The sequence below is a fragment of the Leeuwenhoekiella palythoae genome, assembly GCF_020310025.1.
In the GTDB taxonomy this organism is placed as follows: domain Bacteria; phylum Bacteroidota; class Bacteroidia; order Flavobacteriales; family Flavobacteriaceae; genus Leeuwenhoekiella; species Leeuwenhoekiella palythoae.
On sequence record NZ_CP084318.1, the window covers coordinates 3,825,914 to 3,848,233 of the forward strand.

Consider the following 22,320-nt stretch of genomic DNA (forward strand, 5'->3'; position numbering starts at 1 on the left):
AAAAACGTGCTCTCATCCCGACAATATAAAAAAAGAAAGCCTGCTGATAATGATCTTCAGCAGGCTTTTTAATTAAATGATAGGTAACCACTTCCCTAGTCAAAATTAAGATTGAATAACTTTGGATTGATCACGAGCATCGCCCATCCCCAATTGTTTGTATTTTCTGAAGTGACTCCATTTTTGATTAAAGACATATTTGATGAAGCAAACATATGCGAGTAGCCCAGCTGTAATTTTACATTTTTGATCAAAGGCTGCGTATAAACCAGATCTAATTCAGTTCCTAAATACTTATCTGTAGTTTCGGCTAATGAACCATTTGAGGTAAAATAATGCAAGGCAGTAAGCAAAGTAGCGCGTTCACCGGTTTTAAAAACAGCTTTTGCGTGAAAATCATTAAGCCCCACATTATTGGCGTGATTACCTACATAGAAATAATCCATAAACCCGTTGAATTTATGATTGGTCCCATATAGAGGAAAAAATGATTTACGGTCTGAACTTCCTTGATCAGAACCACTTAGCAATTCGGCACCTACCCCAAGAAGCGTGCTTCCTACTTTATATGTGGCGTTCAGTGCCAATTGATAAGCAGATAACGACTCATCTACAGGATAGGCTTCACCAAATTGATAATACGCACTTCCTGATAACTTCAGTTTGGCTATAGGAAATGTAAAATAAGAACCCACTGTATGCGTATAATACACGCCATCTGCCTGCGTCATATCTTCTTGAGCAAAACGTTGAAAACCTGTGTTTAATCCTAGTAAACTAAAGCTTGATTGCTCCCAACTTTGCTTAAAATAAACATACTGCATACTCTTATAAGTAAAGAACCCCGGGATGTTATATGCTGTACCTAAAATAGATTCACCTTGCTGACTAAAAGCAAATCCCAGATCAAGCTGCGTACGTTCTTTTTTATATTTTAAAAGAGCAGCATCGTGAAAACGACCTTGCATAGCCCAATCTAAACCTCCAATAATGCGTTGGTCGTCATAAGAGATCACTTGTCTTCCCAACTTGGTAGACCAATGGGTACCCAGTTGAAGTTCTGCCCAAGCTTGAAAGAGCATAAACGAATCATTACCATCAGCCGGCAGAATCTGTCTCGTATCGCCCCAAGTGCTCACGTCTTGAACTGCAATAAAAAGTTTGAGCTTTTTGGCTGAGTAATTAAAATTTAAACGTGCTCGTTGTCTTACAAATGCTGCAGGTTCTGCATTATCCGGAAAAAGCGTAGTAAACCCGTGGCGGTATTCAAAGCGTTGCCGTAAATCGGCGTAAACAGTAAACTCCTGTGCTCCCATTTGAAACATGCAGAAGAAAAGCAAAGTAATGGTAATGTTTTTCATAATAGCGTTTTAAAATTCCCATTCAAATATATTTTAAAATTTGATTTATTACGTATTAATACTTAATTTTATTCTAATTATTTGGGATAATTAATTTCAATAACAATTAATTACAGAGATTTCAATAAAATAATACGTATATATATCTAAATTATGAATACAGGAAAACTCATACTACTCGGTGCCGGACCCGGCGATCCAGAATTACTGACGCTAAAAGGTTTAAAAGCATTGAAAAGTGCAGATATAGTGCTTTATGATGCATTAGTTAATCCCGAAGTATTAAAACACTGCAAACCGGAAACCGAATTGATTTTTGTTGGCAAACGCAAGGGGTGTTATGCCTATCACCAAGATCAAATAAACGATCTTATTGTAGATAGAGCCCAGAATAATGCTATAGTGGTGCGTCTTAAAGGTGGTGATCCATTCATTTTTGGTCGCGGTGCAGAAGAAATGCTATACGCTGCTCAACGCGGAATATCGGCAAGCGTAATCCCAGGAATCTCCTCGTGTAATGCTGTACCTGCATTGCAAAATATACCGCTCACAAAGCGAGGTATTTCTGAAAGTTTTTGGGTGATAACCGGTACCACCAAGGCGCATAAGTTATCTAAGGATGTGCAGCTCGCTGCTCAAAGTAACGCTACTGTAGTAATACTTATGGGTACTTCTAAACTCAATGAGATTCTAGACTTATATAAAGCTCAAAACAAATATGAACTGCCCGTAGCCATTATTCAAAATGGCAGTTTAAGTAATGAAAAAATAGCCATAGGAACGGTTAATACCATCGCTCAAATTTACAAAGAGAAACAACTGAGTAATCCTGCTATCATTGTTTTAGGCCACGTAGTAAATCATAGAGATCAGATGTTGCAGATCGCTCAGCAAGTAGAAACACAACCGAGTACTTACTGATTCAATTCTGCCATAAAAGATATTTTACTAAAATTCTCTTTTGGCCCCTCACACAACGAGCAACAGTATTCGTTGGGTAGTTTTTCAAAAAGTACTCCAGGTTGTATGTTTTGCGTCTGATCGCCAAATCTATAATCATAAATTGTTTGACACGAATTGCACTGATATACCGCTACTTTAATAGTTTGAAGTTTTGGAGCACTTACTTCTTTTGCAGGTTTTTTATCTCCTAAATTTTTAAAATACATTTGACTAAGTTCCATCAATAAGGCGGGTAATTCAGTCTGATCTACATCTTGAACGTGCACAATATAATCTTGCGTATTGGGATCAAAATCCCGAGCATAAACAATATTAAAGCTAGCTCTGGCTTCAAATTCGACCGGTAAAACATCGGGTTTATTTCTTTCGATAACAATTGATGTAAAATACGAACCGCTTCGGTCAAAGTCTGCAATGCCAAAGGTTAACCCATAAGTGCTGATGTCTTGTTTATTAAATGAGTCAACTAAAAACTGTTTTAAATTCAAAGCCATTTCATTCGCAACCGGCAAATGCCAATTGAGCTCAAGCATACTGTGCCTAACATTGATTCCTGATAACCCTAAGAATTTTTCCCAAGCCAGTTTATCTTCCGAAGGAATTCCTTTAACTATAAATGATTTAAAGGGTGTTAGTGCGATTTTGCCAATTCTAGAGGTTACACACAAATCACATAATCCTTTTAAAAATTTTATGTCATACTTGTTATTTCGCCAATACAAGCCTAACCAATACTTGCCAGATTGCATACGGTTCATTCCTTCACAATAAGGAAAAGGTTGAAAATCCATCGCTAAAGGAGATGAAACCGTTTTGTTATTTAAATCGGTAGCATCGATGACCAGATCAAAAACCATCTCAACATTCTGGGGTTCTTCTTTCAGAATTCTTTCAACAGCTTCTGCTATCTGTGCCAAATCCCAACTGTAGATCAATACCGGATACATTTGCGTTTTTTCCCAATGTGGAAGACGCATATATAGATACCAATAATCTTCTTGTTCAGAAGCGATAAAATTCAAGTGCCCTGTAAACAACGGCACTACGCGCTGTTTAGGGTCTACAATATTAATTTTAAGCTTTGGTGTATTCTGAAACTGTTCGAGAATATATAAGTAACGATCTCCGGTAAGCCAATGGGTACTTGCAAATAGGTCACTCGTAACATAAGAACTCATTATATTCTCAACCCGATCGCCATCTGGCGTCACCAGTCTCAGACTTGAAGAATTATCTACTATTTTATTTTGAGTCAAGAACAAAATATCCTGTCGAGACCCAAAAGCAATAGTGTCTAAATCTAGACGCTCTGCTTGATCGAGAATAATTTTTAATTCACCGGGAGACACCACTCCTCCTTTTACAATAACTCTTGAAAATTGCTGTCTCATAGTTTTACAGTCGCTTCGGTTAATAACTCACGTACTTCGGTTTTACAGCTTCCGCAGCCTAGTCCGGCCCCGGTTTGATCACAAAGTGCAGTAAAATCTGTGCATCCCTGTCTTATTGCTTCTTCAATATTGCCACTTCCCACCTGATTACACGAACAAATAAGTTTACCTTTTACCGGCTCTTGCTTGGTTGCACCTCTAAGTAATAATTCGCGTTTTTCTGCAAGTTCAATACGGCTATCAATTAAATTCTTGAATTCTGCAAATTCTTGCTTGTCCCCCATTAAAATGGCTCCTACGAGTAAATCATCATTGATGATGCATTTTTTATAGTATTGCTTTGAGACATCCATAAAAATAACTTCTTCATACGAAGGATCATTTTTAGGCACACTCACCTGTCCTATACTACAGAGGTCTAAATCTTCAAACTTGAGAATATTCATCAGCACAGAACCCTTATAAGGATTGCTAATATCGCCTGCTAAATAGTTAGCCAGAATATTAGCCTGTTCTTCAGCCGCTGCGGTGATTCCAAAAGTTTGGTTTCTAAATTCTGCTATTTCCCCAAGGGCAAAAATAGAGGCATCTGAAGTTTGCATATACTCATTTACACGTAGCCCTTTACCCATTTTTAATCCAGCCTTGCGTGCAATCTCAATATTAGGTCGCGTACCTACGGCATAGACAATTGCGTTAGCTTCCAAAACTTTTCCACTTTTTAGAGTGACCTCTAAACTATGACTTTCTTCCGCGTCAAAAACCGTACTCACTTCATTGTCAAAATAGATCTGAATTCCGCGTTGCTGCACATTGTTTGCAAGCATATTACTGGCTATACTATCCAATTGCCGCTCCATTAAATATGAGGAGCGCTGAATGATGGTTATTTTAACTGATTTATGCCGAAGCGCCGCTGCCAATTCAAGTCCTAAAAGTCCGCCTCCTACAATCACGACATGTTGCTGATCATTAGGAATTCCCGATTGCATCAAGTACTTTTTAAATCGATCTGCATCAAGTTTATCCCGCATAGTAAACCTACCCGGAAGATCTAATCGCACATCTGTAGGAACAAAGGCCCTGCTTCCGGTGGCGATGATTAATTTATCATAGGCATGATAAATACCTTGACTGTCTTTTAAGGTTCTCGATTTCTTATCGATATCAACAATAGAATTATTCTTAAAAAGTCTGATATCTAATGTAGAAAGGTGTTGCTCTTTGATTTTAAGCAACTGCTCCCAAGATAATTCTTCAGTGATATATTCCGGCAGGAGCACCCGATTATAAAAGGGATGTGCTTCTTTTGAAAAGACACAGATAATATCTTGTGTATTGCGCTCTCTATAGTTTTGAATAAAGCGAAATGCAGCTGCTCCCGAACCTATAACGACGATTTTTTCTCGCTTTTTAGTATACTTTTCAACACGGACCGCAGTAAACTTAAAGTCTGGTTCTTTGCTCTGAGGATCCACCATATTTTGCGTCAAATTATTGGTGCGATTGAGATCAGAGGCTAACTTTTTGCCCCAATGCATAGGTAAAAACACAACGCCCTGTCGAATGGTATCAGTTAGTTTTGCTTTGACACGAACATTACCGTTTTCGCTAGCAACCTCACAAATAGTTCCTTCTCTTATCTTTAGTTTAACGGCATCAACCGGATGAATTTCCAATACCGGTGTGGGATAATGCGTTTTTAAACGGGACACCTTGCCGGTTTTTGTCATGGTATGCCATTGATCGCGCACACGACCTGTAGTTAACACAAAAGGATATTCGGCATCAGGCTTTATAGAACGATTATACAAAGTAGTCGGAATATTAAATACCGCCTTTTTACTAGGTGTATAAAACTTTTTATCCTCAAACAAACGCGGTGTTCCGATATGTCTGTACGTATTCACCGGCCATTGAAATGTTCCCTCGTTTTTTAGACGATCATAATTAAGGTAAGAAATATCAATATTGGTGCCTTTAGTCATCGCGGCGTATTCTTGATAAATCTCTGAGGTATTGTAGTAATCAAAGCCTCTGAACCCCATTTTTTGTGCAAAATCACAAAGTATTTCTACATCTGGCCTAGCTTCACCGGGTGCCTCCACAACCTTAGGCAAGTGCGAAATTCTTCGTTCTGAATTGGTCATCGTTCCTTCTTTCTCCAACCATCCTGCAGCAGGCAAAATTAAGTCTGCATATTGCAACGTATCTGAACGCTTAGAAATATCTTGAACCACAACAAATTTTGCATTTTGAAGTGCTTTATCAACCTTCCGCACATCTGGCAAACTCACAGACGGATTGGTGCAAATAATCCATACAGCTTTTAATCGTCCTGTCTCTAAGGCTTCAAACATCTGTGTTGCGGTGTAGCCCGGTTTTCCAGAAATCTCGTTCACACCCCAAAAATGAGCAACTTCACGACGATGATTTTCATTCATTAAATCTTTGTGCACCGCTAATAAATTAGCCATACCGCCCACTTCTCGACCTCCCATAGCATTAGGTTGACCAGTGAGTGAAAAAGGACCCGAGCCTGGCTTGCCAACCTGACCGGTTATTAAAGATAGGTTTAAGAGGGCAAAATTCTTATTAGTACCTACGACGCTTTGGTTTAAGCCCATCGCCCACATACTTATAAAACCTTTACTGATGCCTATTATGTCAGCAGCCTTTTTTATGTCAGCCACCGGAACACCACATTGCTTCGCAGCTTCCTTTAAAGACAGTTGCATAACTTGAGCGCGGTATTGCGCAAAACCTTCGGTGTGATTATCTATGAAATCTTTATCTACCAGACCTTGTTCTAAAAGTCTTCGGCCAATGGCGTTATATAGAATGATATCAGTACCGGGCAACAGCTGAAGATGTAAATCTGCATAAGCTGCAGTATCTGTTCGTCGCGGATCTACAGCTATTATTTTAACATCGGGATTCTTTTCTTTATGCGCTTCAATACGCCGAAACAGTATAGGATGGCAATACGCCGGATTAGCTCCGGTAATCAAAAAACAATCTGCCAGTTCAATATCTGCATAAGCAATAGGAACAGAATCTTCACCAAAAGTCTTTTTATAGCCCACCACTGCACTACTCATACACAAACGGCTATTGGTATCAATATTATTAGTTCCTAAAAAGCCTTTTACAAGTTTATTGGCGATATAATATTCTTCGGTTAAGCATTGTCCTGAAACATAGAAGCCCACGCTATCCGGACCGTGCTGTTTGATAATGGATTTAAAAACATGTGCAGCACGCTCTAATGCAGTATCCCAATCTACCCTATCCAGATTAGGATGCGATTTACTCCAGCGCATTTGAGGATAAAGCAACCGGTCTGAAGTGTCATTTACCACATAATGAAGGTTTCTGCCTTTTGAGCACAGCATACCTTTATTCACCGGGTGGTCTGGATCACCTTCAACCGAAACCTTATTCTTAGAATCTTTCTTTATGAGTAAACCGCACCCTACTCCACAATAGGAACAAGTAGATTTTATTGAGTTATCCTGCATAAACGAGAAATACGTTTGTTTAATGAATTACGAGTTCTGTATCAAATTTATCAAGGAAGTCTATAATTGGGCTGCCACAGATAAGTTTGCTCTACTAAGGTTAAAGTTTTAGGAGTATTATCAAAATTAAATGCGCTAAAATAAATTTTAATAATACCCTCAATACTATTTATGCATTAGACGGTATAAGGTTTTCTTGCCCCGAAAGCTTTAATTCTTCGATCGCATTCTTTTCATCTGCGGTAGAGAACTTTATAGCATAAGCTAATAGACCGATGACGAACACCATAATTCCTATAATGAAATATCCACTAGAAACTGCTGTTGCTGCAGCTTCTGACTGTGCTAAGCGAATGACCTCTTCACTGGCACCAGAATTAGCATTGATTGCTGCTTGCTCTGCAACTGCAGCTTTTGATTTCAAAAGCATTGCTGCTAAAAAAGCACCTACATTACCCCCTGCACCCACGATTCCTGAGATCGAACCAATGGCCTTTTTATTAATAAAAGGCACAACAGAGAAAGTTGCTCCTTCGGCCATTTGCACCGAAAGACTAAAAGCAACTAGAAAAATAATTCCTAACAATAGACTGGTAATGGTAGAAAAGGTAACAAGCATTACTCCCTCAACAGCCAAGATGGCTACAAGAAACAAAACACGACCGCGAAGACCTTTTAATTTTCCTAAGCGATCTCCAAAATACCCGCCAAGCGTTCTCGCGAATAAATTCATCAAAGCAAAAGAGAGCACGATATTACCGGCTGTTATGCGTTCAAGATTAAACGTATTTTGCAAATAGTCATCCATTGTCCCGTAAACGGTGAGCTCTATTCCAAAACACGCCGCATAGACCACAAATAAGATCCATACGCGATAATCTTTTAAGGCTTCGAGAAAACCAACTTCATCCTTCTTTTTTCCTTTGATCTTTTTTCCCGCCGCTTTGATCTCTTTGAAATTTCCTTCAGGAGTATCTTTTGTAAAAAAGAAATAGACGATCCCCATTAAAAAGCAAATTACTCCGGCAATAACAAGCGAATACCTCCAGGCATCTGCTTCAGCAACACCTAAACCTATGATAGCCGCAGCTATAAGTGGCATAATTAAACGGTTGGCTCCACCTCCCATATTTCCCCATCCGGCAGAGGTCGCATTTGCAGTCCCAACGATATTAGAAGCAAACATCAGTGAGGTGTGTACCTGTGTGATCACAAAACTCGCCCCAATAAAACCAATAAACAATCTACATATTAAGAATTGTAAGGGTGTTTGCACGAGACCACATAGTATTACCGGTATAGCTCCAAGCAATAACAACCATGTGTAGCATAATCTTGGTCCGTATTTATCACATAGTTTCCCTATAAGTAAACGGGCAAATACAGTACCTGAAACAGCAAGTATTACAGAATTCCATTTTTGAGCAGGTGTAAGTCCTAAATCTCTAACCACATCGGGCATAAAGGGCACAATACCAAACCAAGCGAAGAAACATAAAAAGAATGCAATTGATGTAATCCAAAATGTTCGCATTGGAACACTGGTAAAATCTCGAAAATTTAGGCGCGTTGCCTTAGCTGAAGTGATTGTTGTTTTCATAATTAAGTATTTATACTCACAAATATAAGTATATATACTTAATCAAAATACGTAGTTCAAAGTTTTAAGGAATTCCTAATACCTTTTAAATCTGAGTGTTAAGTTTTATAGATATTCTAGTAATCACGCTGTCGAATTAAGAAATATTGAATGCTGAAACCTTATTCGCCAGCTCCATAAGATTTTTAACTTCTAATTTTTTCATCAAATTGAAACGATGCACCTCGCAAGTACGTTTGCTAATATTAAGCTCCTCACCTATTTCTTTATTACTCTTTCCTTCGAGAACTAAATTTAATATCTGCTGTTCACGCTTAGTAAGACTAAAAGCATCTGCAATCGATTCTTTCTTTGTTTCTTGTTTAGATACAGAAGACACGTTACCATTCACATAGTTGTTGATGATTATAGAGGAGAGTTCGCCTGCAAAATACTTTTCGCCATTTTTAATCGTGTTTAAAGCCTTTATAAATTCTTCTTTACTTGAGCCTTTAAGCAAATATCCGTCTGCGCCCGCTTGTATGGACTGCAACACATATTCTTCACTATCGTGCATAGATAAGACCAAAGTCTTTACAGGAATAGCTTCGTTTTTTATAGCTTGTACCACTTCAATACCATTCATTTCAGGCATTCTGATATCTACAATAAGTAAATCTGGAGTGGTCTCTTTGATAACATGTAAAGCTTCTTTACCATTTGAGGCTTCATCTATGACCATAATTTCCTGCTCTTCTTCTAAAAGCGCCTTTATACCATCGCGTACTAGAACGTGATCATCTGCTAGTATAACTTTAAGTGTTTCAGTATCCATGGGGTCAATCAATAGGAATATTTAGTGTAATGCGGGTTCCTTTTCCAACTTCCGAATTTACAAAAAGTCTCCCATTTATATAGTTCATACGTTCGCGCATAAAGGTCATTCCCATACCGCCATCTCCACGTTTAGTTTGTTGGGCTTGCTCAATATCAAAGCCATCGCCATCGTCTTCAATGGTTAGGCTTAGAAGACGCTCCGTATGTCTAATGCGTACTAAAATACTCGTGGAATTTGCATATTTAATAGCATTATTTACAGCTTCTTGCGTAATACGATACGTATTGATTTCCACAAGGGAATCTAACCTTTGATTAAAACCTGTCGCGTTATTTAGAGTGATTTGTTTCCCCGTTAAACCGGTTAATTCTTTAGCCAGTTTAATCAATGCAGGCACTAAACCGTGATCTGTTAATTCTGGTGGAGTTAAATTGAAAGTGGCGGTACGTATGCCTTTTATAATATCTAAAGAGAGTACTTTAAGGTGATCTATTTTAATCTGTGCTTTGTCACGATCCTTGAGGTTGATGCTCTCTAAGGTGAATTTTAGTCCGGTCAACATTTGACCAATGCCGTCGTGGAGATCTTGCGCAATCCTGTTTTGTTCTTGTTCCTGGTTTTCAATAATTTGTCTTGAGACATTTTTCTGCCTGCTTATGCGCTCTTCAAAATTGGCTTTAGTTAACCGCTCTATTTCCTCGTGCGCTTCTTTTCTTTTGGTTATATCTAAAAGAATTATTAGAAGTTCGTTGCTACTTTTCTCCTTTTGAAACGGTAGTAACGACATCTCTAAATACAAATCTTTACCTTCTGGCGATCTGCCTTTAACCTCACCTTGCCATCCGTTTTTTTTATGTTCAGTGAGAATCTTTTCTAGATTTTGTTGCTCGAGTTCAACATTTGAGATCACCGAAGCGAACTTTGTATTCTCTTGTACTGAATTAAGCTTAAACATTTTTTTAAACTGTTCTCCTGCCTGAAGGAGTACACCGCTAGTATCGGTGCGTACAAAAAGTAATGTTTTATCCATTGCTTGGTTTAAGGCTCGAGATTCCCAAAGCAATTTTTCTTTTGACTCTGTAAGTGTATCGGCATCTTTTGCCATTTTTAAAGCTTTACGCTCTGCATTAATAAGTTCCAGCATTCCGTTACGAACGACTTTTGCTGTAGGCCAGAAAATAAATATAAATTCGCCCAATAAAATCAAAAGTGTAAGACAAGCAAGTAGCGTTTCTAGCGTACGAAGACGGTCAATTTTTGAAGCAGCTTCGAGTTCATACTGATCTACAATTTGATCCATCCATTTTAAAAACGCTCCCTCGTTATTCTGAATCGTTGGTATCGCGGAGTCCATCTCCGGGCTGGATTGATCCGTATTTTGAGATGAACGAACTAGCGTGGATGAAGCATCCAGAATTTGATTAAAAAACGGATTGATCTTCTCATAAAGTTTGGCAATAGTATCTGAAGCGATATGCGGAATTTGTAAGGAATCGCTGCCTTGCTGAAGCGCTTTGTGACTCACATACCATAGATTACGGGTTTGAGCCAAACTATCTTGAAGAGCACGCAACGCAAATTTAGAATCCGGATATTTAAGTTGAATGGCTTCTTTTGTAAGCTTTTGGCTTAACATACGCTGCCGCCCGGCAATATTGATCACTCTACTGTCAGTAGCCTGATCATCTAAAAAATTCTGTACTAAAAACTGACTTACGAAAACCGAGACTGCGATGAGGCTCAAAGCAATTATGTAGAGGCGGCGTAATTTTACAAAGGTTTTTTGATCTAACGATGCCATAATTACATTAAGCAAGTGCTTTACCCACCAGATCTAATGTGGTTGCACTTAGTGGAAGTTTAAGCGCTGCCTGCTGGCCTTTCTCAGACATTTTTGCCCAAGTTTTCTGAACAATATCAATGACTTTATCTGTCTCGTGCTTGGCTGCAAAATCTTCAAAATAATAGCTTAAGAATACCAAACAAATTACATCTTCTAAGGTTTGAGATTCCTGATCTTTTTTAATGCGCTTTTTCTTAATTAGAAACTGAACCCGATCTATAAATTCCTTCTCAAAGTCTAAAGATTCTAATAGATCCCCAGTCACTTGTGCGTGCATTTTTTTTAATTCCTCGCGCCATTTTAAATAGCCTACACGGGTCATCGGGTAATCTTCCCGAGGGCTTTTCCAGCGGCAAATATGTTGAGCTCTGGCCGCAACTTGTAAAGGTTCACTAGCATCTGGCTCAAAGGCAAATAAATGTTGCGTCATACGTTGCGAATACAACAATTCTTTAGGGACTTCTTGCTCACCATCTTTTTCAAGATTAGGATCTTGCGCATTTAAAGCATCTATTTTTTGTATCGCTTGCTCGAGTTTTGTCATGGTTCAGGTTATTAATCCTCAAAACCAATATACACCATTTCATTTTGAATTTTTACCGGATAGACCGCAATTTTAAAATTTTCTCCGTTTAGATTTGAACCATTTTCAAGCGAAAAGGTCTTTTTGTGCAATGGGCACGCTACTTTGGGAATACCGTCTAGATCACCGATCATACCTCTTGAAAGTACCATTTCCATTTTATGCGGGCATAAGTTCTGGCACGCATACCACGACTGGGTAAGACTGAAATTATACACTGCGATCTGCTTGTTTTTGTGTTTAATGCACGCCCCACCATTCTGCGGAAAATCGGATTGGTGACCAACTTGTACCCAAGTTCTGGCCCCTTCCAGTGTTACACTTTTATACGTATTGAGTAATTCTTCCATAAGTGATTTTTTAAAATTACCTGTTGAATATGCTTTTATTTGAAACTTCTATTGTGGTATGAAAAATTCTGCCAGTTTTAGGAGGTCCAAGGTTTTGGCATTTTTTGATCCCTCAACGCAACAAACTCAATATTATCATCTGTATCGTCAGAGTTTACAAAATGCTTAAATCGGCTTGCCATTTCGGGGTTTTCAATAGCTTGTTTCCATTCGCATTCGTATCTATTTACCAAACCTTGCATTTCTTGCTCAAGGTCATCGGCGATCCCAAGGCTATCTTCAATAATTACCTTTTTGAGATACTCAATTCCCCCATCCAGTTTTTCAAGCCAAGGAGCGGTACGAACTAGCGGCCCCGCAGTACGTATGTAATACATCAAAAAGCGATCTAAGTATTTAACGCAGGTTGCGTCATCTAATTTTTCAGCAAGAAGAATAGCGTGTTTAGGTGTGGCGCCACCGTTTCCACATACATATAAATTCCATCCTCCATCTACCGCGATCAATCCAAAATCCTTTCCTCGGGCTTCTGCACACTCTCGTATACAACCTGATACGCCACCCTTCAGTTTATGTGGAGAGCGTAAACCGCGGTACCTGTTTTCAATTTCAATAGCAAAAGAAACTGACTCGTGCATACCGTAACGACACCAAGTAGACCCTACACAACTCTTAACGGTACGCAAGGATTTTCCGTAGGCGTGACCACTTTCAAATCCTGCATCTATGAGCGCTTTCCAGATCAACGGTAATTCGTGCAATTGTGCTCCAAATAAGTCTATGCGTTGCCCGCCTGTGATCTTGGTGTACAGATCATACTGTTTTGCTATTTCACCTAAAACTATAAGTTTTTCAGGCGTGATCTCACCTCCCGGAACTCTAGGTACCACTGAGTAGGTACCATTTCGCTGAATATTGGCGAGAAATCGGTCATTAGAATCCTGTATAGCCGGTTGCTTGTTAGCAGTTTCCATATAAATGCTCGAAAAAACAGAAGCCAGTACCGGCTTACAAATTTCACAACCGCATCCTTTTCCTATTTTCTGAAGTGCTTCTTCAAAAGTTGTGATCTTCTTTACTTTGACCAGATCGTAAAGCTCCTGCCGGCTGAATTCAAAATGTTCACACACCGTATCTTTTATTTCTTTTCCTAAAGATTTAAGGGTCTCGTTTACCAGATCAGTCACCATAGGTTTACAACCACCACAACCGGTAGTGGCTTTAGTACAACTCACAATATCTTTATATCCTGAGCAGCTTCCATCTTCAAGACTTTTACAAATTGCTCCTTTAGAAACGCTTTCGCAAGAACATATTTGAGCAGAATCTGGTAAATCAAGTACACTGCCTAGGATACTGTCTCCACCTCGAGAACCCAAGATTAAATCTTCAGGATTTTCCGGAAGTTTCATTACGTTATAATAGATCTGAAATAAACTGTTGTAATCTGAAGAATCACCAACGAGAATACCGCCGTACAAGCGTGAACCATCACGGGCTACGTTAATACGTTTATAAACGCCACTGTGTTTGTTTTCATAAGTAATGGCAACAATCTCATCATTTTCAACAAAAGGATCGCCAAAACTTGCAACCTCTGTACCTATAAGTTTAAGTTGGGTAGACATATCTATGGATGCAGCCATACATTTATCGCCACCAGTAATCTGCTGTACCGCCACATCTGCCATCTCATAACCTGGTGCAACAAGGCCGTAAATTCCTTCGTTATACAACGCGACTTCACCTATTGCATAAATAGTCTCAACCGAAGTTTGCATTTTCTCATTAACATAAATACCACCGCGCGCTCCTACTTGTATGCCAGCGTTACGCGCCAATTCATCCCTAGGCCTGATACCAGCAGAAATGATAAGCATATCTACATCTAAATGCGTATCATCAGCAAAATCCATTCGCGTAATACAATCCTCACCTGCAATAAGATCAGTAGCTTTACTTAGGTGAATACCTATACCCAAACTTTCTATTTTGGCTTGAAGCATATCACTCGCTTGCTGATCAAGCTGTCTGGGCATTAATCGTGAGGCAAATTCTACAACATGTGCATTTAAGCCTAATTCTTTAGCGGCGTTCGCTGCTTCTAAACCTAACAGACCACCACCAAGAACGGCTGCATTCTTTTTACCGGCTGCTTTTAGCTTGGTGGCATAAGCCTTCATAGCATCGAGGTCTTCAATGGTGCGGTAAACAAAAACACCTTGCTTATCAGCTCCTTTTATAGGTGGAACAAATGGAGAAGACCCAGTGGCTAAGACCAGATAATCATAAGCATATTGGCCTTCTTTATGAGTAGTGATCGTTTGCGCATCTGTATTGATAGCGATCACTAATTCTGAAGTGCGCAGGTCAATGTTTTTAGAGGCATACCACGCTGAAGGTGCTAACAAAAGTTCATCTGCAGATTTATCAGAAAAGTACTCACTTAGATGAACACGGTCATAAGCAGGTCTAGATTCTTCACCAAAAACGGTGAGCTCATAAGCTTCAAAATCGGGATGCTGACTGAGTTTTTCACAGAATTTATACCCAACCATCCCATTACCAACTACGATTACTTTTTTCATATGCTACGTATTTATAAAACCAAATATAAGTATTTATACTTAATAAAATAATTCTACTACGTAAATAATTAAAAATATATGTTTTGGAATTTGTTTATATAAATCACAGTGTAACCAATAATCTTTCATTGAAATAGCCAACGCTGGCTCACGAATGACTCTATATTATAAAGTATATTAAATAGGATTTGACTTTAGACGCGCACTCCTTCCCTAACTAGAATTGTTAATTAATCACATTAACGTAACCGGTTACATTTAAATAGAATACTTTTACGTAACTAGTTACATAAACTAAATGCTAGCTATTCTAACTAGTTATTTTTAAAGACAACTCTATTATTTAGAGAAAAAAAGATGTGTTAAACTTTAATTTCAATCATTATGATCAAAGTATTTATAGCAGGAGGAACGGGATGGGCAGGTGCTGCTTTGTGCAAAGGCGTTTTTAATCACCCAAATATGCAATTAGTTGGTGCATTATCACGCACGCATAAAGGTGAAGACCTTGCACAAATTCTACAAATAGATTCAGAACCCATACCCATTTATGAAAATATTGAAATTGCTTTAGATAAAGTCGATTTTGACATTCTTGTAGAATATACCAAACCCAATAGTACTAAAAACAACATTTTAAAAGCAACAGAAAAAGGTAAAAATGTCATCGTCGGAACCTCTGGTTTAACTGATGCAGATTACGCTGATATTGAAAAAGCTGCAAACAGGTTTAACACCTCTATCCTAGCGGTTGGGAACTTTGCTTTGACTGTGGTGCTTCTTCAAAAATTCTCAGAAATGGCAGCTAAGTATATTCCTAATTTTGAAATTATAGATTATACTCACGAAGATAAGATTGATGCCCCAAGCGGAACAGCAAGAGAACTTGCATATCGCCTATCAAAAGTTCAGAAACCCAATAAATATGTTACCGAAGATGAATTGATGGGTGATCAGGCAAGTCGTGGTGCAAATCTTAACGATGTTCAAGTTCATTCAGTTAGGCTTCCGGGTCACGTTATTTCTATTGAAACAATTTTTGGCCTAAAAGACGAGAAATTATTGATAAGGCATGATTCTGGTGCGAGCGCTGAACCATATGTAAAAGGCGGACTTTTGGCTATTGAGAAAGTTGGTACTTTCAAAGGTTTAAAAAGAGGGCTTGATTCTATTATGGAATTTTGAGTATTGAAGTTTAAGCTATGGAGATAATGTTGAAGGTCTATTCAGATGTATTAAATTAACTTAAAGACGGCAAATCATCAATAGTATCATTTGCCCAACTTAACTGAATTCATATGAATAGACCACAAGCTCCACGCGTGTTGTATTGCTTCGGTGAGTACACCCATACTCCTAATTACTCAAATCAACCCGTTTTACAATCCTTACTTTAACTGATTTACTTATTGGGGTGTTGCTGCGATCTGCATAATGATTGTAAGGTACAAGTACATTGGTTTCAGGGAAATAGGCCGCTATATTGCCTTTGGGTATTTCATACGGTACGACCAGAAATTTATGTGCTGTGCGCACTACCCCGTCATAACTGCTCGTAAGATCTACAACATCCAGTTTATGTAAACCTTGCGCTTTCATATCTTCTTTATTAATAAAGACTACCCGACGCTCATTATATACACCGCGATAACGATCATCAAGACCATAAATCGTGGTATTAAATTGATTGTGAGAACGTATAGTCATCAACATAAGTTCATCGTTATCAAGTTGATGTTCTGGTAATTTATTGACCGTGAGTTGGGCTTTCCCTTCCGGAAGCATACTAAAGTCTAGGTTGCGTACATTATTGGGTAAATAATATCCGTGTCCTTCAGAGCGTTTTGAGGTTTCTTCAAAGCCTTTAGCCACTTTATCTATATACTCGCGAATCAAATCATAATCTTGACTTAGCTGCTTCCAGTCTAATGGATGATAGTCAAAATAAGCGTCAGCAAGTTCGGCGATGATTTGTGGCTCACTGCGCAAGTTTCCGGCTACGGGTTTTAGAACCCCTTTAGATTGACTCACTTTTCCCATACTATTTTCGACAGTGAAGTAACGCTTAGTATCCCCATTCATATCCTTTTCAGACCTACCCAACGTAGGTAAAATGAGCGCAGTTTTACCGGTGACAAGATGTGAGCGATTGAGTTTAGTACTTATTTGCACCGTTAGATCACACTGCTCAATAGCTTCGGCGGTATACTTAGTATCAGAAGCAGCCATTAAAAAATTTCCACCTAAACAGAAAAATGCTTTCGCTTTGCCTTCGTGCATCGCTTGTATGGACTCTACGACATCCAAGCCCCTATTTTTAGGCGGTTCAAAAGACATATGCTTCCGTATGCGTTCGTTCATCGCTTCATCTACAAAATGCTGAATCCCCACACTTCGATCTCCTTGCACATTACTATGGCCGCGCACGGGACACGTTCCGGCGCCGGGTTTACCAAGAGCACCTTTCAGTAATAAGAGGTTCACGAATTCACGTATATTCTCAACTCCGTTTTTATGTTGCGTGAGCCCCATTGCCCAGCACACAATGATTTTTTTAGCTTTACGCAGCATCGCAACCGCTTTGTTGATTGAAGCTTCACTTACCCCGCATCTATTTAAAAGATCTTGCTCGTCATATTGATCAAGATCCAGCATCAAAGCTTTATAGCCCGAAGTATATTTTTCAATAAACGCGTGATCAAAAACCGAATAATCAATACCATCAAGAACTGCCAGCTTCTTTAAGATGAGTTTCATTAACGGAATATCTTGATTGATCTGAACCGGTAAATGCAAATCGGCCATTTGAACTCCGCTTCCAATAGTTCCGCTCAAGTGTTGCGGATTTTTAAAATTCACTAATCCGGATTCCTCTAAAGGATTTATGCTGATTACTTTTCCGCCATTGTTTTTGCACTTTTCTAATGCTGACATCATTCTGGGGTGATTCGTTCCCGGATTTTGCCCTGCGATCAGGATCACTTCTGCTTCATAAAGATCTTCTAGTACGGTGGAGCCCTTCCCTATTCCAAGCGTTTCACCGAGCGCAACACCGCTAGATTCGTGGCACATATTTGAACAATCGGGTAAATTATTAGTGCCAAAAGCACGCGCGAAGGTTCCGTATAAAAAAGCAGCTTCGTTACTAGAACGACCAGAGGTGTAAAAGATCGCCTCATCAGGCGAACGCAATTCCTTTAAATGGGTTGCTATAAGTTGGTACGCTTCTTCCCAAGTAATCGGTTCGTAATGCGTGCTATCTGGTTTTAAAACCATGGGTTCTGTAAGTCTACCAAATTTATTCAGTTCGTAATCTGAAAGTTGCGACAACTCTCCCACGCTCCATTTTTTGAACAAATTAGTATCTGCCTTAGCCAAAGTAGCTTCATCAGCAAGTGCTTTTGCACCATTCTCACAATATTCTGCAACAGGAGATCTATTTTCTGGATCAGGCCAGGCGCAACTGGGGCAGTCAAAGCCATCTTTCTGATTCATTTTGAGCAGAGCGCCCATAGAGCGCAACACGCCCATCTCTTTAAAACCGTGTTTGAGAGCCTCTTTTACGCCCAACATTCCGGCGGCGTCACGTACTGGTTCTCCGAGTTTTATGTTTGTAAATTCTTCGATTCCGGTGATAGACACTCCTCTGTTTACAGGCTTTGACATAATATTTCTAAATTTTTATGCTGAATGATTTCAAAAAACAATTTAGCCATTATAGTCACAGCGCGCTATTAAGGAAAAACTAAATAAAAGTCGAAATTCTTGAGAAGCTCCTAAAAGCCTGTTAACGAAAAGGCGATATCGTTGATGTATGAAATAGATTTCGTTATATTCGCTAAAACATAACGCTTTTTAAAAATGATTTCAGTTGCTCAGGCTCAAAAAATAGTTATAGAAAAGGCTAGCCTTTTACCAAGGACTTTAGTACCTGTATCTAAAAGTCGCCAGCGCTATTTAGCTGAAGCGATAAACGCGCCTATATCATTACCACCGTTTCGGCAGTCAGCCATGGATGGTTACGCATTTATTTTTGAGGAAGGAATCACTTCGTTGACATTGGCCGGTAAAGTTCAAGCCGGTGCTACAAAAGTGCCCCAATTAAAAAAAGGGGAAGCAATTCGCATTTTTACGGGGGCTCCCGTACCTAATGCTGCAGATACAGTAATTATACAGGAACACACCCAGTTCGAAGATCAAATATTACACCTGCAAAAACTGCCAGCCAAAGGAGCTAACATAAGACCGGTGGGCGAACAAGTAACTGAAGGAGTAAAAGTGTTAGAGCAAGGACATACAATTAATGAAGCAAGCATAGGATTTTTAGCAGGTTTAGGCATCACAGAAGTTTCAGTTTACAGTTTGCCTAAAGTTGCTGTCCTGATGACCGGAGACGAGTTGCAAGAACCCGGAACGCCACTAGAACCCAATCATATTTATGAAAGCAATGGCATTATGCTGAAAAATGCTTTAGCTCGTTTGGGGATTATTGAAGTCACTCTTGTTGAAGCAAAAGACACTTTTGAAGAAACTAAAAATAGTATAGCGCAAGCTTTAGAAACTCACGATGTACTCTTAGTGTCCGGTGGGATTTCAGTAGGAGATTATGATTTTGTACAAGAGGCGTTAAAAGCAAATTCGGTCACTGAACATTTTTACAAGGTCAATCAAAAACCGGGAAAACCATTATGGTTTGGTATCAAAGATTCTAAATCAGTTTTTGGATTGCCAGGTAATCCGGCATCTAGTCTGACCGCATTTTACGTCTATGTTTTACCGCACTTAAGAGCACGTATGGGAAGTCTATCGCCTTTTTTACCAACGCGTAAAGCCAGATTAACAGAATCTGTAAAAAATCCTATTGGTAAAACTCTGTTTTTGAAAGCCGGGGTAGCAGATGATACCATTACACCTTACACAGGTCAGGCTAGTTCGATGCTGAATACTTATGCTTTAAGCAACGCACTTCTTGTGGTTGAAGAAGGTCAAGAGATTCTAGAAAAAGGCCAGCAGGTAGGTTATATTGATTTAAACTTTTAGGATGATGCAGATAAAAAGTAGAGTTTGGATTGAGGATGAAGGCAGTGTTTTTTTAGGCTATGGTCGCATTGAACTTTTAAAAAAAGTTCAAGAAACGCAATCTATTAGTGCTGCCGCCAGAGCGATGAAGATGTCTTATAAAAAAGCTTGGGGGCTAATCAATGCGATGAATTCTACTGCTAAATATCCACTTGTGGTGACCAATACCGGTGGAAAATCTGGCGGTGGAACTTATTTAACCGATTATGGAAAAGAAATGATCGTAGAATTTGAACAATTAAACGCTGCCTGCGAAGAATTTTTGAATGAGAAATTTAAAGAAGTAAACTATCTGGGGGCAAGCCTTTAGAGCTTCCGTTGGGACGACACTCGAATAAAAAAATAGATGACTGAATCTTCTGCACATAACATTCCGATTTATATTCTTTGCGGCGGAAAAAGCTCAAGAATGGGTCGTGACAAAGGTTTAGCCATGCTTCAAGAAAAGCATTTTATAGATCATATAATCAGCGGAATAAATGAGGTTTCTAAAGAAATAGTTTTTGTCACACAAAACTCGGAGTATAGCCGTTTTGGGCTTCCAATTATAAATGATCATTATAAAGATAAGGGTCCGTTAGGTGGTATTCACGCGGCGCTAAAACACACAAATCAGGAGCGTATTTTGATCTTGAGTTGTGACATTCCGCTTTTAGATACATCAGTTCTTAAACGTTTGATAGCTGAAAAGAAAACAGCAGATATCATATTTGCCGAAACAGCGACCAATTGGCATCCGCTTATAGGGATTTACAGTAAAAAAATACTCAAGAATCTGGAAGCGCATTTAGAGAAGGATCAGTTAAGATTATTTGATTTTATCAAAACGAACAATTACATAGCCCTTAATTTTACAGAAGAACGGGCTTTTACTAATATCAATACGCCTGAGGTTTTAGCGCGTGTTGAACAAGAATTGAATTGAATGGAAGTTACACTTAAATATTTTGGACAATTAGTAGATGTTCTGGGTACACACGAAGAAACACGCGGTATTGAGCAACATACCTCGGCCGCGCTTTTAGATCATCTAAAAAAAAACAATGCGATAGGCCATATTCCATTTCAGCTGGCGATCAATCAAAAACTTATTGATCAGGATGAAAATGTGACGCTAAAAGAAGGAGATGTTATTGCGTTGCTTCCACCCTATGCCGGAGGTTAAACAAAAATTATGAATCACTATCAACGTCAAATCATATTACCTCAAGTTGGGGAACAGGGCCAGCAGCAAATTGCTGATGCACGAGTGCTCGTGATTGGAGCCGGTGGTTTGGGCTGCGCTCTTCTGCCCTATCTTGCTGCTGCGGGTGTTGGGCATTTGGGCATTGTTGATGGCGATCGTATTGAAGAAAGTAACCTGCACCGCCAGATTTTATATACCCCAGAATATTTGGGTGCATTTAAGGTTGAGCAAGCAAAACAAGTGCTTCAAAAGCAACAACCTCAATGTACTATTACCGGCTATCCGGAATATTTAAGTGGAAAGAACGCACTAGAATTATTTGATCAATACAATATTATAGTCGATGCTACAGATCGCATTAATGTGCGTTATCTCATAAATGACGCTGCTGTGCTCACTTCAAAACCCGTAATATACGGAAGCATTCACCGTTTTGAAGGTCAGGTTTCGGTATTCAATTACAATAATGGACCAACCTATCGCTGTTTATTTCCAAAGGCGGTTGAAGTACCTAGCTGTGCCGAAGCCGGCGTTTTAGGAACAAGCGTGGGAATTATAGGTATGCTGCAAGCCGCAGAAGTGATGAAAATCATCTTGCAAACCGGCAGTATTCTTTCTGGAGAATTGCTCGTGTACAATACGTTGACGGCGCACCAAGAGAAATTCAAATTTTCTAAAAAAGAATCAGTTGAGATCACTCAAGATTTTTTTGATGAAAACCATAATAAGTCCGAAAACATTCAGGTCAATTTTAAGCAAGAATTTCTAGAGCACGCTATATTATTAGACGTTCGCAATCTTGAGGAGCAACCCAGAATCAAGCATCCTGCGGTTTTGGAAATTCCGCTTTCAGAGTTATCGCAAAATAAATCTTTGTTCAAACCAGAACAAAACTATTATGTTTTTTGCCAAAGTGGTCAACGAGCATTACAAGCCGTTAACTATTTAAAAGAAAATCACATTAACATAAAGCCTCTGGCAGAAAATGCTACGCAACTTAAAAATCTCGTTACACCAGTAACGATCATAAAGTAAAAG

17 protein-coding genes are annotated in these 22,320 nt (G+C 39.1%); 7 read left to right on the forward strand and 10 right to left on the reverse strand.

Features of this window, described 5'->3' with window-relative positions; genetic code table 11:
* Window positions 1-95: 95 nt before the first annotated feature.
* Window positions 96-1,361: an alginate export family protein gene (locus tag LDL79_RS16420; protein ID WP_225598525.1), complete on the reverse strand. Its 1,266-nt coding sequence runs from the start codon at window positions 1,359-1,361 to the stop codon at window positions 96-98.
* 153 nt (window positions 1,362-1,514) lie between these two features.
* Between LDL79_RS16420 and cobA the strand changes: the two genes are divergently transcribed.
* The gene (cobA, locus tag LDL79_RS16425) at window positions 1,515-2,282 is read left to right on the forward strand and encodes a uroporphyrinogen-III C-methyltransferase (protein WP_225598526.1); all 768 of its coding nucleotides are present in this window, start codon (window positions 1,515-1,517) and stop codon (window positions 2,280-2,282) included.
* On the opposite strand, the gene LDL79_RS16430 is transcribed toward cobA, so the two are convergent.
* From LDL79_RS16430 to nirB, 8 genes are all read right to left on the reverse strand, one after another.
* The gene (locus LDL79_RS16430; protein ID WP_225598527.1) at window positions 2,276-3,715 is read right to left on the reverse strand and encodes a rubredoxin; all 1,440 of its coding nucleotides are present in this window, start codon (window positions 3,713-3,715) and stop codon (window positions 2,276-2,278) included. The two genes, cobA and LDL79_RS16430, sit on opposite strands and share 7 nt — an antisense overlap.
* Entirely contained in the window at window positions 3,712-7,236 is a 3,525-nt protein-coding gene (locus tag LDL79_RS16435; RefSeq protein WP_225598528.1) for a nitrate reductase, read from the reverse strand. Before LDL79_RS16435 ends, LDL79_RS16430 begins: the two co-directional genes overlap by 4 nt.
* Before the next feature lie 169 nt (window positions 7,237-7,405).
* Entirely contained in the window at window positions 7,406-8,836 is a 1,431-nt protein-coding gene (locus LDL79_RS16440) for a NarK family nitrate/nitrite MFS transporter (protein ID WP_225598529.1), read from the reverse strand.
* Between the two features lie 136 nt (window positions 8,837-8,972).
* Window positions 8,973-9,650 carry a response regulator transcription factor gene (locus LDL79_RS16445; protein ID WP_225599991.1) on the reverse strand — a complete coding sequence of 226 codons (678 nt, stop codon included), beginning with the start codon at window positions 9,648-9,650 and terminating at the stop codon, window positions 8,973-8,975.
* Window positions 9,651-9,654: 4 nt separating this feature from the next.
* Window positions 9,655-11,454: an ATP-binding protein gene (locus tag LDL79_RS16450; protein WP_225598530.1), complete on the reverse strand. Its 1,800-nt coding sequence runs from the start codon at window positions 11,452-11,454 to the stop codon at window positions 9,655-9,657.
* Window positions 11,455-11,461: 7 nt separating this feature from the next.
* Entirely contained in the window at window positions 11,462-12,040 is a 579-nt protein-coding gene (locus tag LDL79_RS16455) for a DUF4202 domain-containing protein (RefSeq protein ID WP_225598531.1), read from the reverse strand.
* Window positions 12,041-12,051: 11 nt separating this feature from the next.
* Window positions 12,052-12,429 carry a nitrite reductase small subunit NirD gene (nirD, locus tag LDL79_RS16460; protein WP_072982182.1) on the reverse strand — a complete coding sequence of 126 codons (378 nt, stop codon included), beginning with the start codon at window positions 12,427-12,429 and terminating at the stop codon, window positions 12,052-12,054.
* A 77-nt stretch (window positions 12,430-12,506) separates the two neighbouring features.
* Entirely contained in the window at window positions 12,507-15,017 is a 2,511-nt protein-coding gene (gene nirB, locus LDL79_RS16465; protein WP_225598532.1) for a nitrite reductase large subunit NirB, read from the reverse strand.
* 384 nt (window positions 15,018-15,401) lie between these two features.
* On the opposite strand from nirB, the gene dapB reads away from it, so the two are divergent.
* Window positions 15,402-16,202, forward strand: a complete 801-nt coding sequence (gene dapB, locus LDL79_RS16470) for a 4-hydroxy-tetrahydrodipicolinate reductase (protein ID WP_225598533.1) — start codon at window positions 15,402-15,404, stop codon at window positions 16,200-16,202.
* Between the two features lie 171 nt (window positions 16,203-16,373).
* Here the strand turns inward: dapB and LDL79_RS16475 are convergent, their stop codons facing one another.
* Window positions 16,374-18,683, reverse strand: coding sequence for an FdhF/YdeP family oxidoreductase (locus LDL79_RS16475; RefSeq protein WP_225598534.1), 2,310 nt, complete (start codon window positions 18,681-18,683; stop codon window positions 16,374-16,376).
* 195 nt (window positions 18,684-18,878) lie between these two features.
* Here LDL79_RS16475 and LDL79_RS16480 point away from each other — a divergent pair, with 195 nt between their 5' ends.
* Genes LDL79_RS16480 through LDL79_RS16500 form a run of 5 tightly spaced genes read left to right on the forward strand, consistent with a single transcriptional unit; the run spans window position 18,879 to window position 22,317 of the window.
* Entirely contained in the window at window positions 18,879-20,057 is a 1,179-nt protein-coding gene (locus LDL79_RS16480; protein ID WP_225598535.1) for a molybdopterin molybdotransferase MoeA, read from the forward strand.
* Window position 20,058: 1 nt separating this feature from the next.
* Entirely contained in the window at window positions 20,059-20,406 is a 348-nt protein-coding gene (locus LDL79_RS16485) for a winged helix-turn-helix domain-containing protein (RefSeq protein ID WP_225598536.1), read from the forward strand.
* Between the two features lie 36 nt (window positions 20,407-20,442).
* Window positions 20,443-21,021 carry a molybdenum cofactor guanylyltransferase gene (locus LDL79_RS16490; protein ID WP_225598537.1) on the forward strand — a complete coding sequence of 193 codons (579 nt, stop codon included), beginning with the start codon at window positions 20,443-20,445 and terminating at the stop codon, window positions 21,019-21,021.
* On the forward strand, window positions 21,022-21,261 hold the full coding sequence (locus tag LDL79_RS16495) for a MoaD/ThiS family protein (protein WP_072982195.1): 240 nt from the start codon (window positions 21,022-21,024) through the stop codon (window positions 21,259-21,261). It abuts the gene before it with no gap.
* Window positions 21,262-21,270: 9 nt separating this feature from the next.
* On the forward strand, window positions 21,271-22,317 hold the full coding sequence (locus LDL79_RS16500) for a HesA/MoeB/ThiF family protein (protein ID WP_225598538.1): 1,047 nt from the start codon (window positions 21,271-21,273) through the stop codon (window positions 22,315-22,317).
* Window positions 22,318-22,320: the final 3 nt, after the last annotated feature.

Excerpts from the sequence above, each read along its gene's own strand:
- LDL79_RS16440 (WP_225598529.1), bottom strand. The coding sequence starts at position 8,836 with ATGAAAACAACAATCACTTCAGCTAAGGCAACGCGCCTAAATTTTCGA.
- nirD (WP_072982182.1), bottom strand. The coding sequence starts at position 12,429 with ATGGAAGAATTACTCAATACGTATAAAAGTGTAACACTGGAAGGGGCC.
- LDL79_RS16430 (WP_225598527.1), bottom strand. The coding sequence starts at position 3,715 with ATGAGACAGCAATTTTCAAGAGTTATTGTAAAAGGAGGAGTGGTGTCT.
- LDL79_RS16420 (WP_225598525.1), bottom strand. The coding sequence starts at position 1,361 with ATGAAAAACATTACCATTACTTTGCTTTTCTTCTGCATGTTTCAAATG.
- nirB (WP_225598532.1), bottom strand. The coding sequence starts at position 15,017 with ATGAAAAAAGTAATCGTAGTTGGTAATGGGATGGTTGGGTATAAATTC.
- LDL79_RS16450 (WP_225598530.1), bottom strand. The coding sequence starts at position 11,454 with ATGGCATCGTTAGATCAAAAAACCTTTGTAAAATTACGCCGCCTCTAC.
- LDL79_RS16500 (WP_225598538.1), top strand. The coding sequence starts at position 21,271 with ATGAATCACTATCAACGTCAAATCATATTACCTCAAGTTGGGGAACAG.
- dapB (WP_225598533.1), top strand. The coding sequence starts at position 15,402 with ATGATCAAAGTATTTATAGCAGGAGGAACGGGATGGGCAGGTGCTGCT.
- LDL79_RS16455 (WP_225598531.1), bottom strand. The coding sequence starts at position 12,040 with ATGACAAAACTCGAGCAAGCGATACAAAAAATAGATGCTTTAAATGCG.
- cobA (WP_225598526.1), top strand. The coding sequence starts at position 1,515 with ATGAATACAGGAAAACTCATACTACTCGGTGCCGGACCCGGCGATCCA.
- LDL79_RS16445 (WP_225599991.1), bottom strand. The coding sequence starts at position 9,650 with ATGGATACTGAAACACTTAAAGTTATACTAGCAGATGATCACGTTCTA.
- LDL79_RS16490 (WP_225598537.1), top strand. The coding sequence starts at position 20,443 with ATGACTGAATCTTCTGCACATAACATTCCGATTTATATTCTTTGCGGC.
- LDL79_RS16495 (WP_072982195.1), top strand. The coding sequence starts at position 21,022 with ATGGAAGTTACACTTAAATATTTTGGACAATTAGTAGATGTTCTGGGT.
- LDL79_RS16435 (WP_225598528.1), bottom strand. The coding sequence starts at position 7,236 with ATGCAGGATAACTCAATAAAATCTACTTGTTCCTATTGTGGAGTAGGG.
- LDL79_RS16485 (WP_225598536.1), top strand. The coding sequence starts at position 20,059 with ATGATGCAGATAAAAAGTAGAGTTTGGATTGAGGATGAAGGCAGTGTT.
- LDL79_RS16480 (WP_225598535.1), top strand. The coding sequence starts at position 18,879 with ATGATTTCAGTTGCTCAGGCTCAAAAAATAGTTATAGAAAAGGCTAGC.
- LDL79_RS16475 (WP_225598534.1), bottom strand. The coding sequence starts at position 18,683 with ATGTCAAAGCCTGTAAACAGAGGAGTGTCTATCACCGGAATCGAAGAA.